Source organism: Macrococcus bovicus (assembly GCF_030376725.1).
In the GTDB taxonomy this organism is placed as follows: domain Bacteria; phylum Bacillota; class Bacilli; order Staphylococcales; family Staphylococcaceae; genus Macrococcus; species Macrococcus bovicus.
Genome location: NZ_CP128470.1, coordinates 1,782,909 through 1,798,734, shown reverse-complemented (window position 1 = coordinate 1,798,734; position 15,826 = coordinate 1,782,909). Strand labels below are relative to the sequence as shown.

At 37.3% G+C, this 15,826-nt stretch carries 9 protein-coding genes and 1 CRISPR repeat array (1 of these 10 running past the window's edge); of the genes, 8 read left to right on the top strand and 1 reads right to left on the bottom strand.

The features are described 5' to 3' along the window. The first annotated feature begins 84 nt into the window (after positions 1-84). Together QSV55_RS09800 and QSV55_RS09795 are read left to right on the top strand one after the other, a co-directional pair. Complete coding sequence (locus QSV55_RS09800) at positions 85-1,524, top strand: phosphate--AMP phosphotransferase (RefSeq protein WP_289650056.1); 1,440 nt, start codon at positions 85-87, stop codon at positions 1,522-1,524. Then, a complete protein-coding gene (locus QSV55_RS09795; protein WP_289650055.1) occupies positions 1,503-2,306 on the top strand; it encodes a phosphotransferase family protein in 804 nt (267 codons plus the stop codon). Before QSV55_RS09800 ends, QSV55_RS09795 begins: the two co-directional genes overlap by 22 nt. A gap of 36 nt (positions 2,307-2,342) precedes the next feature. Here the strand turns inward: QSV55_RS09795 and mroQ are convergent, their stop codons facing one another. Then, positions 2,343-3,101 (bottom strand): intramembrane glutamic endopeptidase MroQ, encoded by a 759-nt coding sequence (mroQ, locus tag QSV55_RS09790; protein WP_289650054.1) that lies wholly within the window; start codon positions 3,099-3,101, stop codon positions 2,343-2,345. A gap of 167 nt (positions 3,102-3,268) precedes the next feature. Here mroQ and groES point away from each other — a divergent pair, with 167 nt between their 5' ends. From groES to QSV55_RS09760, 6 genes are all read left to right on the top strand, one after another. Continuing rightward, positions 3,269-3,553 (top strand): co-chaperone GroES, encoded by a 285-nt coding sequence (groES, locus tag QSV55_RS09785; RefSeq protein WP_133451883.1) that lies wholly within the window; start codon positions 3,269-3,271, stop codon positions 3,551-3,553. A 31-nt stretch (positions 3,554-3,584) separates the two neighbouring features. Continuing rightward, positions 3,585-5,207, top strand: a complete 1,623-nt coding sequence (groL, locus tag QSV55_RS09780) for a chaperonin GroEL (RefSeq protein ID WP_289650053.1) — start codon at positions 3,585-3,587, stop codon at positions 5,205-5,207. A 285-nt stretch (positions 5,208-5,492) separates the two neighbouring features. Next, the gene (gene cas9, locus QSV55_RS09775; protein ID WP_289650052.1) at positions 5,493-9,518 is read left to right on the top strand and encodes a type II CRISPR RNA-guided endonuclease Cas9; all 4,026 of its coding nucleotides are present in this window, start codon (positions 5,493-5,495) and stop codon (positions 9,516-9,518) included. Next, a complete protein-coding gene (gene cas1, locus QSV55_RS09770) occupies positions 9,515-10,390 on the top strand; it encodes a type II CRISPR-associated endonuclease Cas1 (protein ID WP_289650051.1) in 876 nt (291 codons plus the stop codon). The genes cas9 and cas1 overlap by 4 nt, the downstream gene beginning before the upstream one ends. A gap of 11 nt (positions 10,391-10,401) precedes the next feature. Beyond that, positions 10,402-10,725, top strand: coding sequence for a CRISPR-associated endonuclease Cas2 (gene cas2, locus QSV55_RS09765; protein ID WP_243721475.1), 324 nt, complete (start codon positions 10,402-10,404; stop codon positions 10,723-10,725). Continuing rightward, positions 10,722-11,567, top strand: a complete 846-nt coding sequence (locus QSV55_RS09760) for a hypothetical protein (protein WP_289650050.1) — start codon at positions 10,722-10,724, stop codon at positions 11,565-11,567. Before cas2 ends, QSV55_RS09760 begins: the two co-directional genes overlap by 4 nt. Positions 11,568-11,649: 82 nt before the next feature. Then, positions 11,650-15,826: direct repeats of the CRISPR family, unit length 36 nt; unit sequence GTTTTAGAACTATGATCTTTTAGAATGAAGTGAAAC; it runs 527 nt beyond the window's last position.

Here is a 15,826-nt window from a genome sequence, read left to right as displayed (position 1 = left end):
ATATTACAATATTCTGTCAAATTAAGATACATGAAGCGTCCGGAAAGAGGGAACAGAGATTGTAATAAGAAGGAGGAGAGACAGATGACGAAAATTGATGAAGCATTAGAATTGAAAGTGGCAGAACTGGTCAGACAGACCCATGAAGCGAAAATTCCTGTCATGGTCCTATTCGAAGGTGTGGCAGCGGCCGGTAAATCCAGACTGGCCAATGAACTGTTGCTCGCGCTGGATGCTAAATACACACATTTCTACGCCACGAAGACACCCTCAGAAGAAGACTTGAGAATGCCGTTCCTATTTCCTTACTGGAAGAACTTACCGAAGCGCGGTGATTTGACACTGTTCTTCCGTAGCTGGTACGCCCACCTGATTGATTACAAACATCATAATCTGAAGCCTGAGATATTCAAGGATCATCATCTTCTGCTGACGGAAATTAGAGGATTTGAAAAGATGCTCCTTGACGATGGCTATCGGATGATTAAGTTCAATGTGGTCGTCGATGAGAAGAAACGGCAGGAACATATCCAGCAGACCAAGGAGAATCCTCTGACGCGCTGGAAGGCACAGGAATTTGAAAAAGCCATCCCGGCAGATATCTACCTGGATGAGATGACTGTGCTGATGGACGAGACAAAGGATATTGCACCGTGGCACACCATCAATTACACTGAGCGTGGTCAGGCGGTTAATGAGATGTATGAGACTCTCATCAAGGAACTGGAGCAAGCGCTGAAGGATAAGAAGAAAAAAGATGAGAAAAAAGAAGTGGATGGCCAGTTCTCAGAGCATTTCGAGACGGACTTATTCGAAGATACGGAAGATGAGATGTCGAAAGATGAGTACAAAAAATTACTGCCGGAACTGCAGCAACGTATGCGTGAACTGCAGTATGCGCTATATGAACGCAAAATTCCGATGATCCTGGTTTATGAAGGGATGGATGCGGCAGGCAAGGGCGGCAATATTAAACGTGTCCGTGAGAGCCTGGATCCGACAGGGTATGAAGTCAATGCCATCTCTGCACCTACAGAGACAGAACTGAGCTATCACTATCTATGGCGCTTCGCTACACAGCTTCCGAGAACGGGCCATATCGAGATCTTTGACCGCAGCTGGTACGGCAGAGTGCTTGTTGAGCGTGTGGAAGGCTTCGCTTCAACAGAAGAATGGCAGCGCGCATACGAGGAAATCAATGACTTTGAAAAGAGTCTGACGCTGGAAGGGGCAATCGTCATCAAGTTCTTCCTCGTGCTGGATAAAGAAGAGCAGCTGGCACGTTTTGAGGAACGTCAGAACACACCGGAGAAACAATGGAAGATTACGGATGAAGACTGGCGGAACCGCGAGAAATGGGATATTTATCTCGAAGCAAGTGAAGAGATGATCCACAAGACATCTAAAGAACATGCGCCCTGGGTCATTGTACCTGCCAATAACAAGAAGGCAGCACGTATCAAAGCGCTGCGCACGATTATTGAGCGCTGCGAGGAACGTTTATGGGGCGTCAAGCGCTACTAACAGTCGCGCAGCGTTTTCAGCTCAAACCGGAGGACTTTGAATCATTTGGTCAGCAAACTCACCAGTTATACCGCGCGGGTGACCTGGTGATCAAGCTGATTGATGTGACTGAAGCGGATATCTATCGCAAACTCGAGCCAGTGATTGACCTGCCGGTCGTCTGTTTAGAAAATGATGTGCTGGTCATGAAAGATCTGGGTACAGCGCTTACCGGGCAGCATCTGACGGCAGAGCAGATGAAGCGTATCATGGCAAAGGTCATCCGCATCCAGCGCGCCGCAGTGGACCTTCCTCTTTACCCGCTGGATGAGATAGAGCGGGTATGGCTGCGCGATCTTTGCGGGGAACTGAATATTCATCTGATGGCAACGATCGACCCCTATTATCACGCGCTACGGGTCAGAAATTATCATCAGAAGCTGCCGCTCGTCCTGACCCACGGTGACCTTCACCGCGGTAATATTTTTGATTGTACTGATATTCAGCTGATTGACTGGGAGCGCGCGGCCCTGTCTTCACCTGTCCGTGATATCACGATGCTGCTGCAGGATTATGCGACTGCAGAAGAGATCCGTTCTTATCGTGAAACGTTCTTTCAGCTGCTGCCATTTGAAATCAATCATGCGGATTACAGGCAGGAGTTCAATATCTTCCTGCTGGTGAACACCGTCAAGATGCTGGTTTGGGAGCTGTCCAAGTATCAGCAGGGGATGCAGCAGCAAGATGAAACGATGCGTGAAGTAGCGAGAAAAATGGCTGTCCTTAAACTGCTGGAAGATTAAAAAAAGTCTCAGTCCGGAAATGAACTGAGACTTTTGCTATATCAGTAGGTGCCAGATGATTTGCGCGGTGCTCTTCATCTGCTTGGCAGCTTCTTCAATCTTGTCACCCATCGTAAACTGCATGATGACGACGAATGAGTTCATCATCATATGGGCGAGAATCGGTACGATCAGGCGGCGGGTCGCCACATAGAGACCGGCGAAGACGAAAGCCATACCCAGATAGATAAGTGTATGATCAAAATCCATATGTGCAGCAGCGAAAATCAGGCCGCTCAGCGTACCCGCGATCAGAAAGGCCGCCCAGCGTGGTAGACGGATGAATTCATACAGCTCACCGAAGATGACTTTACGGAAGACGAACTCCTCAAGAAACGGTCCGGCAAGAGAAATGATGATAATAAAGAGCGGATTCTGTTTTGCGACGGTCATGATATCTGTCGTATTCTGACTTTCAGCAGGCTGGTGCAGCACATAAATATTAATCATATTCATAAGAGCCTGTGCGACAAGCGCCATAAAGAATCCTGCGATGATCCACATCACTGTATACAGCCATCGCTCCTTAGGAAGACGTTCCAGCTGTGTTTCGTTCGTGATGCTCCTATTGATGAAATACACCAGAATACTAGCAAGAATAAAAGCACCGATCATATAAGGAATCACTTTCATCATCATTTCAGATGCTGAAAGATTCTGGCCTTTGTAAATAACAGCAGGGATAAGTGAAGAGATCTGTGCTCCCCCGTAAATAAGGACAATGAGGATATCTGCCCAGAGACGACTTAATTTCATAGCTAACTCCTTCAATTCAATATGCTTTCATTGTACATTAAAAATAGCGTGAGTAAAAATTTTATATAGCAAATCAATTGCAATTTTGACCTTCTTTGATTAATATAGAAGTATATTAGCACTTGAACCAATAGAGTGCTTATACATTCCACTAAGGAGGATTTCACATGTTAAGACCATTAGGGAACAACGTGATTTTAGAAGTCAAAGAACAGGAACAGAAGACAGCAAGTGGTATCATCTTAACAGATTCAGCTAAAGAAAAATCAAATGAAGGTATCGTTGCTGCAGTAGGACCTGGTCGCCTGCTTGAGAACGGCGCACGCGCTGAGATGCAAGTCAAAGTAGGAGATAAAATCATCTATTCACCGTTCGGTGGTTCTGAAGTGAAAGTCGGCGAAGCTAAATATTTAGTGCTGTCTGAAGACGACGTGCTCGCAATCGTAGAATAATCAAACATTTAAAAAATGGAGGCATTCACACATGGCTAAAGAAATTAAATTCTCTGAAGATGCAAGACGCTCAATGCTTGAAGGTGTTGATAAGCTTGCCAATGCAGTTAAAGTAACGCTTGGGCCAAAAGGTCGCAATGTCGTACTTGATAAAAAATTCGTCGCACCGCTTATCACAAATGACGGTGTTACCATCGCAAAAGAAATCGAATTAGAAGATCCATACGAAAACATGGGTGCAAAACTGGTCGCAGAAGTAGCGAACAAAACAAACGAGATCGCGGGTGACGGTACAACAACTGCAACAGTGCTGGCGCAGGCGATGATTCAGGAAGGCCTGAAAAACGTCACAAGCGGTGCGAACCCTGTCGGTATCCGTCAAGGGATCGACAAAGCAGTCGCAGTGGCATTAGAGGAACTGGCTGCTATCTCTAAACAAGTGTCAAGCAAAGAGGAAATCGCACAGGTCGGTGCTATTTCAGCAGCTGACGAGGAAATCGGTCAGTTCATCTCTGAGGCAATGGAGAAAGTCGGTAACGACGGTGTCATCACCATCGAGGAATCGAAAGGCTTCAAGACAGAACTGGAAGTCGTAGAAGGCATGCAGTTCGACCGTGGTTACGCATCACCTTACATGGTGACAGATTCAGATAAGATGGTCGCTGACCTTGAAAATCCATTCGTCCTGATCACAGACAAAAAAATCTCATCATTCCAGGACTTACTGCCATTACTTGAGCAAGTGGTACAGACATCACGTCCAATCTTAATCGTCGCTGAAGACGTAGAAGGTGATGCACTGACCAACATCGTCTTGAACCGCTTACGTGGTACATTCACAGCAGTCGCAGTCAAAGCACCAGGCTTCGGTGACCGCCGTAAAGCGATGCTTGAGGACCTGGCTATTCTGACAGGCGGACAAGTCATCACAGACGACTTAGGTCTGGAACTGAAAGAAACAACAGTCGATATGCTCGGTCAGGCAGCGAAAGTACACGTGACTAAAGACGATACAACCATCGTAGAAGGTAAAGGCGATGTGAACAACATCTCAGCGCGTGTCTCTCAATTAAAAGCACAGATCGAAGAAACAACATCTGAATTCGATAAAGAGAAATTACAGGAGCGCTTAGCGAAATTATCAGGCGGTGTGGCAGTCATTAAAGTCGGTGCTGCTACAGAAACAGAACTTAAAGAACGTAAACTCCGTATCGAAGACGCCCTGAACTCAACACGTGCGGCAGTAGAAGAAGGTATCGTCGCAGGTGGGGGAACAGCACTGGTGTCCATCTACAATAAAGTTGCAGAAATCGAAGCGACAGGTGACGTGGCAACAGGTGTCAAAATCGTCTTAAAAGCACTGGAAGCACCAATCCGTCAGATTGCTGAAAACGCAGGACTTGAAGGCTCAGTCATCGTTGAGAAAATCAAGCATGCAGAAACAGGCATCGGCTACAATGCAGCGACAGATGAATGGGTGAACATGATTGAAGCAGGTATCGTCGATCCGACTAAAGTCACACGTTCAGCATTACAGAACGCGGCATCAGTCGCAGCCATGTTCCTGACAACAGAAGCAGTCGTCGCAGACATCCCAGAAAAAGAAGCACCAATGGGTGACATGGGAATGGGCGGCATGCCAGGGATGATGTAAGCATTACGAAACCACTTTCCGAAATAATTCGGAAAGTGGTTTTTTTTGTTTAAAAATAAAAAAACCTCACTGACACAGTGAGGTGTTGATACAATTATCACTTTTACGCTTTAAGCTTATTTTAACTTAACTATGATCTTTTAGAATGAAGTGAAGTACTTCTAATTTTTATTATAACGAATTAAATTAAAATGTCTACAAAATATTTAGAATTTTAAAAATAATATATATGCTATAAGAGTATATAATGGTATATTTACATTATTAGACAAAGGAGATGATAATGTGAAGAAATCAAATTTTTCTTATACTTTAAGTTTAGATATTGGTACAGCCTCAGTTGGCTATAGCGCAATGGATAAAGACTTCAATATTCTTAAATATCATGGTAAAGATGCGATTGGTGTATTAACATTCGAAGCAGCTAATACTGCTCTGGAACGTCGTCTTCAAAGAGGAACAAGAAGAAGATATAATCGTAGAATTAAAAGATTAGGCTTACTTCAAGAAATTCTAGCTCCTCTTGTTCAGAATCCAACATTCTATAAATACGAGCAGTTACATCAATGGAAAAATAATAATCAGGATTTTCAGGGGAAGTCTTTATCAGAGGTATTGAAATATCTCGGTATGAATGAGAAGACATATCCTACTATCTATCATTTACAGCAAGCTTTGCAGAATGAAAAGAAGAAGTTTGCCCCGGAGCTTATCTATATGGCTATCTATCATTTGGTCAAATATCGTGGTCACTTCTTATTTGATCAATTAGATCTAAGTAAGCGAACAGGCAATGAAGGTATTGCTGATTTTCAACAACTAATCAATTTGTTTGAAGAATTAAATGAAGTCAACCTAGTTATGGATGATGCTAATCTAAAAGAGATGTTTGATCTATTGAAACAGGAAGGTCTCACTCGAAACGACCGGTCTAAACAACTAAGTAAAATTCAAAAACCTTTAGCAGGTATGTTTAAGATGCTGCTGGGTATGAAATTTAAAGAATTTGAACTATTCCCTGGCATGGATAACTATGAAGAACTTAAGGAGCAGAAACAATCTTATTCTTTAGCGGATGATTACGAAGCGTCCATGAGTGAACAATTAACGCAAGAGCAACGTGATTTTATTGAACTAGGGAATAAAGTTTATATGTCATTAGTACTAGATTCTATTTTAAGAGATGCCAGCTGTGTGTCAGATTCTAAAGTGAATGACTATGAAACATTTAAAGAAGAATTAAAAACGGTTAAAGATATTATTTATAAAAAAGATGATTCCAAAAAACTATTTACAGATATATTTGTTTCGTCTAAAGAGTCGATCAGAGACTATAATAAATTACCGAGTGAAGAAAATTATAAAAAGTTATGTTTGTTTGATCGCTATTTAAAGCATCCTAAAGATAAATACGACGAATTAAAGAAAGAGTTAAGCAAACATATCGACAAAGAACATCCTTATTTCCAACTTCTGGAAGAAGGTAAATTGTTAAGAGTTATGAACACTGTTGATAATTCAAGTATTCCAATGCAGAATAATTTATTTGAAGCAGAGAATATACTTCGAAATCAGCAAACATTCCATAAAGAAATAACAGGGGAAATGATTGAACAAGTCCTAAGTATTATTCAATTTAGAATTCCATATTATGTCGGGCCCTTAGTTAAAGGTTCTGATAATCAGAAATATGGCTGGATGTCGCGTGAAAGTAACGAGCGCATTACACCTTGGAATTTTAATGAAGTAGTCAATCGTTCAAGCAGTGCAGAGAAGTTTATCCGGCGTATGACAAATAAATGTACATATTTAATGAATGAAGATGTATTACCGAAACATAGCTTGCTCTATCAGGAAATGGAAGTACTGAATGAACTGAATAGTATTCAAATCCGTCCTGAAAATGCTCCGAAACATAAGAAATATAGATTAATGCCAGAAGTGAAAACTTATGTCTACAATGAAATATTCAAAAAAAATAAATCAGTGACGAATAAAGTGCTGCTAGAAAAACTGAATAAATCAGAATATAAATCTGAATTTTCCATACCTGGAGAAAAACTAAAAGTATTCGGCACACAAGATGAAAAGAAATTTGTTTCAAAATTATCAACTTATTATGATATGAAAAGAATATTTGAAAATGTCGATGAGAACTATGAGATGATTGAAGAACTCATTCTTTGGATTACCATCTTTGAAGATAAGCGTATTCTAGAGGATAAAATTAAAGAGAAATACCCTGAACTTACTGGAAAACAAATGGATGACTTGAAAAAACTCAATTACTCTGGATGGGGAAAAATAAGCAATAAGCTACTTACTGAAAATTACAAAGGTTATTCTGTGATTGATTTGATGAGAAGAACTGATCAGAACTTTATGGAAATTATTACGAGTAAAGATTATAACTTCAAAGAATTTATTGCTGAAGAGAATCAAATCGAGCATCAACAAGTCCGTTACAAGGATATTGCTGCACTGGCTACGTCACCCGCACTTAAAAAAGGTATATGGAATACCCTTGAGATCGTGCGTGAGATCACATCAATATTTGGTGAGCCCGAGAATATAGTGATGGAGTTTGCGACAGAAGATGGTGAAAAAGGCAGACGTCAGAAGTCCAGACAACAACAGTGGGATAGTTTAATCAAAGACAAAAAATTAAAATCAATAAACGAATATAAAGAAGTTATTGAAGAGTCTCAAGAAGAAGATTTTGATTTTCGAAATGATAAACTGTGGCTTTATCTATCACAAAACGGTAAATGCATGTACACACATGAAAGAATAGATTTAGACAAACTGCTAAAAGATCAAGCCAACAGCCTGTACGAAATAGATCACATCTATCCTCAAAGATTAATTAAAGATGACAGTATCAACAACAAGGTTCTAGTAGTTAAATCAGCAAATCAGAATAAGTCAGGTGATGCAATGCCGCTCGAAAAAATGACTGAAGACAAGCGCAGAATCATGATCAGTTTCTGGAAACGTCTGAACGACAACGGACTCATCAGTAGTAGCAAGCTGGCAAAATTAATGAAACCGACTCTTTCGGAATTAGATAAAGAAGGGTTTATTCAAAGACAACTCGTTGAAACAAGACAGATAGCCGTGCACGTAAGAGACTTTTTAAATGAAGAATATCCAAATGCGAAAGTAATCCCTATGAAATCAAGATTTGTAAGCGAATTGAGAAAGAAATTTGAAATACCCAAGATACGTGAATTAAATGATAGTCATCATGCTGTTGATGCATACTTGAACGGCGTCGTTTACCAAGCAGGCCGAGCAATCTATCCAGACGTTGATTTCTTTGAATTCAACTTTAAGAGAGAAAAAGTACGTCAGAAGTGGAAGGCAATGGGTGAAGATTTAAATCAGAATAGAAGAAGAGATGATTTCTTCTTCTTCAAAAAGATGGCAAACATGGATTTATCTCAAGGAGAGATGTTAATATCAAAAATTAAAATGGATATAGACAACTTCAAGATTAATTACACAAGAAAAACCGGCGGACAGGAAAGTGCATTCTATAAACAAACAGCATATTCACCTAAATTGAATCAAGCGAAATATCAATCCGGGAAAAATGACTTTGTGATCTACAAAGAAATGAAAGTACTGAAGTCTCATGCAGTTTACTATATTGAAAAGGGGAAGAATGGTAAAACTAAAGAAAAATATAGTATCTTTGATGAACTCGTTATCGAGAGCTATCAGAACCGAGATTTAACGAAAGATGAACTCGCTTTATATCTAGCAAAGAGAGAAAATAAATTAGACGTAGTAGAAGCTAAGCACCTATTCGAAATTCATAAAGGCGATATTATACACATTAATGGCCATCCCACTTATTTCGTTTCAAGTGGTGAAGTCATTAATGGACGCCAATTTGAAATGAGTATTGATGAACAGCTCAATTTAAAGAATACGATGGAAGGAAGAATTAATAAAACATCTGATGAGTTGAATGTACTTTATCAGTCAATAGCTAAAAAGCTAGTTACGGAATATTCAATAATATTACCTAAGAAAGATAAAGAGGATAAAATTGAAAAAATTATCGGATACTTTGAAACAACAGATATGACTTTAGAGGATTTTAATAAATGCGTTAAAGAAATATTTAAAGTTACCGGTGCAAACGCAGGACGATCTGAATATTTAGGTGGCAGGTTAAGTGGAATGTCGGATAAAACATTCTTTGGTAAAGAATTAAGTGCTAAAATTCAATATCAATCCATAACGGGTTTAAAGTCTACCAAGCCAAAATCACTGTTTAAGTTAGCGGAGTCAAAAAAATGAGTTTTAGAACGGTCATTATTACGAAAGAATCAAAGTTGTCACTGCGGATGAATCATTTGGTTATAAAATCAGATACATTAGTACAAGTTCCGATAAGTGAAATATGTTGTTTAATAATTGAGAATCCGAATATTACGATGACAGGACATTTGATGAATGTTCTAACAGAAAATAAAATAATGACAATAATTTGTGACAAGAAACACTTACCACAAACCTTCCTCCATTCTGTGTATGGTCATCATCGTCAATCTAGATTGATTGAGCAACAGATGAGCTGGCAGAAATCTCATAAAGAGCGACTATGGCAACTTATAATACAAAAAAAGATTATGTATCAAAAACAAGTATTGAACCATTACTTTAGACAATTAGATTTAACGATGTTTGATCGATATGCAGAAGAAATTACTTCAGGAGATTCTACTAATAGAGAGGGACACGCTGCAAAAGTATACTTCAATATCATTTTTGGCAATGAAATAACACGTGAAACTGAACACGTTAAAAATGCGGGGCTAGATTATGGTTATCAAATTCTACTTGCTATATTTGCTAGAACAATTGTAAGTAAAGGTTATCTAACTGAAATCGGAATCAAACATCGGAATGAATTTAATTTATATAATTTAGCATCTGATTTAATGGAAGTCATGAGGCCATTGGTTGATTACATAGTGCTAAAAGATGTAGTCAACGAATTCGAAAAAGATGAGAAACGCAAAATAGTAGATGTACTAAATCGTAAAGTAGTTATTAATAACAAATTATACTATCTAGTACACGCTATAGAAATTTATGTTGAAAGTGTGTTTAAATATTTATCCACTGGAAACGAGAAATACATTAAATTTCCGAGCTGGAAATATTAAAGGGGACATCCATGGGGGCGAAATATTTGAGGCTGTTTGTAATGTTCGATTTACCAGTTGAAACATCAAGGGAAAAAAGAGCATATCGTCAGTTTGTAAAATATTTGACGAATGAAGGTTATGTCAGAGTACAATATTCTATTTTCAGTAAATTGATTTTTAATAGAGGGACCCTTATTCATCAGATGAATAAATTACAAAGAGAAGTACCATTGAACGGAACGGTTCAGACATTAGTAGTGACTGAAAAACAATTCAGTGAAATGACTTATCTTGTAGGTGAACCTCCTCAAGGCATGATAGGCTTACGAACAGATCGTGTGATTGAACTATGAAGATTGCGAGTAATTTGTCTGCTGTTATTGATATACATGAAAAGAAGATAAATACTATTGCATTTGAAGATACATTTCAATGCAATGAATTTATACGTAACCTCTTAAATTATCTTAATTCCAAAGAAGACGGGGATGACTTGTTTAGTGAATTGATTGATGAAGATATCACCACAGTTAATGTCAAATCGTTTCATAGCATTGTCATTAACTGTGGAACTTTAGATTTAATATCTGAGAAACAAATGAAAGATGCAATTTTGAGACAATTCGAAAAAGATTGTTTAGGCAATGAAGATATTGGAATGATATATCAAAAGATTGAAAAAGAAATTAGTTCACTTGCTTCGAAGTTAAAAATTAAAGATGAACACTATCAAATCGAATTAGATGAAACACAATTGAAGTTTAAACAGTTTCTGAAGTTGTTTTGTATTGATATACATAACGATTTTAGTAATTTAAATGCGATACAAGCTCGAAAAGCTTGTATCGATTTGTTGAAAGATGAGAAAAAAGAAAATATCTTATTCTTATTGTTTCCGGAGGCAAATTTAGGTAGCAGTGATTTCAAAGCATTTATTGATTTAATAAGAAGTTATGATATGACAACAATAGTCGTAACAAATCATCCTTATTTTATGATAGAAACGGATAACTTAGCACTGAGTAAACGTAATATGACATTATACGATTTAAATCAGGTAAGAGAAGAATTTAAATTAATATTTCCAGCTGATGAACCAGACGAATGTATCATTCGACAAATTGCTATAAATGAATTTAGTAAGAACTACTTCATTAAAGATGAGCGTTATATCAAATTTATTAATGAATATTAATTGTGTATAATTAAATTAACTATAAAAAAGTTTTGCTATCATTATAAAGAGTAGAATATAACCGATAGAATCGTTATTTGAGGTTTTAGAACTATGATCTTTTAGAATGAAGTGAAACATGGAGGCTTGTATGAGCGACTGGGCTTTGGTTTTAGAACTATGATCTTTTAGAATGAAGTGAAACAGCTCACCTTTCAGATGACCTACAAGGGAGGTTTTAGAACTATGATCTTTTAGAATGAAGTGAAACCCTGATTCATGCTTGTCTTCGTTGCAGCGAGTTTTAGAACTATGATCTTTTAGAATGAAGTGAAACTACTATCAGTTATTAAATGGCTTGTCGTGAGTTTTAGAACTATGATCTTTTAGAATGAAGTGAAACTATCTTAAAAGAAATACAAATGTATACCCTGTTTTAGAACTATGATCTTTTAGAATGAAGTGAAACGGAAAGATGAAGGATTCTGTCATCCAAGCGTTTTAGAACTATGATCTTTTAGAATGAAGTGAAACGTACAGATGGGAGTACATGGGCGAAGCAATGTTTTAGAACTATGATCTTTTAGAATGAAGTGAAACCGCCAACTTCTTCGCGAGCGCATCCCGTTGTTTTAGAACTATGATCTTTTAGAATGAAGTGAAACGCTCTGTTGTGTCGGATTGTTGACGCCATAGTTTTAGAACTATGATCTTTTAGAATGAAGTGAAACAAAAAAGAACAATTAATCGCAGCAACGGCAGTTTTAGAACTATGATCTTTTAGAATGAAGTGAAACGTCGATGACGTACTTATAAAAGCCATCTCGTTTTAGAACTATGATCTTTTAGAATGAAGTGAAACTCTTAATTCGCTCATCTTTCGTCAATTCCTGTTTTAGAACTATGATCTTTTAGAATGAAGTGAAACAAAAGTTATGGCATCGACCATGAACGCTTTGTTTTAGAACTATGATCTTTTAGAATGAAGTGAAACCATACGTGAGATGCGTAGACCGAAAATGCTGTTTTAGAACTATGATCTTTTAGAATGAAGTGAAACGTCAACAGTTGTTAAAGCATTGTCATTAGCGTTTTAGAACTATGATCTTTTAGAATGAAGTGAAACTCTTAGATTTCTTATATTGACGATCTGCATGTTTTAGAACTATGATCTTTTAGAATGAAGTGAAACAACGTGTCCCCCACTCTAAGAAACCAGAAGTTTTAGAACTATGATCTTTTAGAATGAAGTGAAACGTAGAACTTACCGTCCTTCTCGTACACCCAGTTTTAGAACTATGATCTTTTAGAATGAAGTGAAACTGCTGCCGAAACATTTCTATCCGATATGGGTTTTAGAACTATGATCTTTTAGAATGAAGTGAAACTTTTTCCCGATACCAGGTACACTTGCCAGTGTTTTAGAACTATGATCTTTTAGAATGAAGTGAAACCGAGGAAATTCAACGTATTGCTGATGAGCAGTTTTAGAACTATGATCTTTTAGAATGAAGTGAAACTATGTACTCGTTTAAATACAAGGACAACAAGTTTTAGAACTATGATCTTTTAGAATGAAGTGAAACTGTTCCGACAGTGATTCTTTTGTATGGTTGTTTTAGAACTATGATCTTTTAGAATGAAGTGAAACAACTGTGAACGTTTCAGTCATTATGGCGGGGTTTTAGAACTATGATCTTTTAGAATGAAGTGAAACAAAAAGCCGCCTATCTCGATATGAGATAGAGTTTTAGAACTATGATCTTTTAGAATGAAGTGAAACGTGTTAAGGACGAACTGCTTTACACGATACGTTTTAGAACTATGATCTTTTAGAATGAAGTGAAACAAAATTGATGGAAGTAGCAACAGGAAGCCGTTTTAGAACTATGATCTTTTAGAATGAAGTGAAACAATCTGGAATATAAGAACGAGACGACGACCGTTTTAGAACTATGATCTTTTAGAATGAAGTGAAACGACACATGCAACAGGTTCGACGACATCAGAGTTTTAGAACTATGATCTTTTAGAATGAAGTGAAACTTGCAGTAAAAGAAATGGATATTAAACAAAGTTTTAGAACTATGATCTTTTAGAATGAAGTGAAACCAAACAATCATGACAGTCGCGCAGACCGTAGTTTTAGAACTATGATCTTTTAGAATGAAGTGAAACGTTTCTCAGCTGCACAATCTTTGTACCAATGTTTTAGAACTATGATCTTTTAGAATGAAGTGAAACTGATGGGTCGTTCAGGAGCTCAGATTACAGTTTTAGAACTATGATCTTTTAGAATGAAGTGAAACAAAAAAAGCGAATGAACGTATGCATAGTGTGTTTTAGAACTATGATCTTTTAGAATGAAGTGAAACGTTAAAACTTACAACAAAAAGCGCTTCGGCGTTTTAGAACTATGATCTTTTAGAATGAAGTGAAACCCGTTCATAAATTCAGTCGTCTGTTTCCATGTTTTAGAACTATGATCTTTTAGAATGAAGTGAAACAGCAAGAAAGTACGTGAACAGTTCTGTACGGTTTTAGAACTATGATCTTTTAGAATGAAGTGAAACAAACCGTATAAACGCTGAACTGTTTATGCGTTTTAGAACTATGATCTTTTAGAATGAAGTGAAACCTCTTTTTTTTGCACCTTTATCGAGCCAGGTGTTTTAGAACTATGATCTTTTAGAATGAAGTGAAACGCCCAGCGTCGAAAGGAACGCCGTCAAAAGGTTTTAGAACTATGATCTTTTAGAATGAAGTGAAACAATGAAACCTGAACGTGCTTCACAGCGTGGGTTTTAGAACTATGATCTTTTAGAATGAAGTGAAACTTGTACAATACGTCGATGCACATTCTCGCAGTTTTAGAACTATGATCTTTTAGAATGAAGTGAAACTGGCCGACAATTCAGCAGAAATCCATGTCGTTTTAGAACTATGATCTTTTAGAATGAAGTGAAACCTTTAAAAGGTTATGAGGGCGAGAACTTAGGTTTTAGAACTATGATCTTTTAGAATGAAGTGAAACTGACGGTTTAATCTTTGGAGCTGGTTTATAGTTTTAGAACTATGATCTTTTAGAATGAAGTGAAACATTTCAGTTTGAAAACGCCGTCTGTAACTTGTTTTAGAACTATGATCTTTTAGAATGAAGTGAAACCAGAAAGATACCCTCTACATCATCGAAGAAGTTTTAGAACTATGATATTTTAGAATGAAGTGAAACTCAGATCGGCAATGGTTTACCGTTACTTGTATTTTAGAACTATGATCTTTTAGAATGAAGTGAAACTACATATGCTAATTCTTTTACGTTTGAACGGTTTTAGAACTATGAACTTTTAGAATGAAGTGAAACAGAAAGTTAATGTATAAAAATGATGGCAAGTTTTAGAACTATGAACTTTTAGAATGAAGTGAAACTGTCACGACCTGCCACACGCTGAATTTGTGTTTTAGAACTATGAACTTTTAGAATGAAGTGAAACAGGCCTTGAAGGCTTCAAAGCCTTATACACGTTTTAGAACTATGAACTTTTAGAATGAAGTGAAACAGGCCTTGAAGGCTTCAAAGCCTTATACACGTTTTAGAACTATGAACTTTTAGAATGAAGTGAAACGGGCATATTTTATACGACATTTAAGAGAGTGTTTTAGAACTATGAACTTTTAGAATGAAGTGAAACGCTGTATGTACAGCAACGGGTCTTGAATACGTTTTAGAACTATGATCTTTTAGAATGAAGTGAAACTGATGCATGAGAATATGAATATGCGGCTAGGTTTTAGAACTATGATCTTTTAGAATGAAGTGAAACAGACCAGGATTGCTTTCAAGATACAGCCTAGTTTTAGAACTATGATCTTTTAGAATGAAGTGAAACACGGGTGTAGCTTCTCAAGTCATTTCTAAGTTTTAGAACTATGATCTTTTAGAATGAAGTGAAACTTGTTTCTGTAAACCATTAACCTGATTAAGTTTTAGAACTATGATCTTTTAGAATGAAGTGAAACCTTCGTCGGCGTCATGATGTACGCTTTTATGTTTTAGAACTATGATCTTTTAGAATGAAGTGAAACTCGAATGTATATCCGAACAGTGCTAACACGTTTTAGAACTATGATCTTTTAGAATGAAGTGAAACGTAGACAGATTATGTCTGACGACCTGGATGTTTTAGAACTATGATCTTTTAGAATGAAGTGAAACCTTCGTCGGCGTCATGATGTACGCTTTTATGTTTTAGAACTATGATCTTTTAGAATGAAGTGAA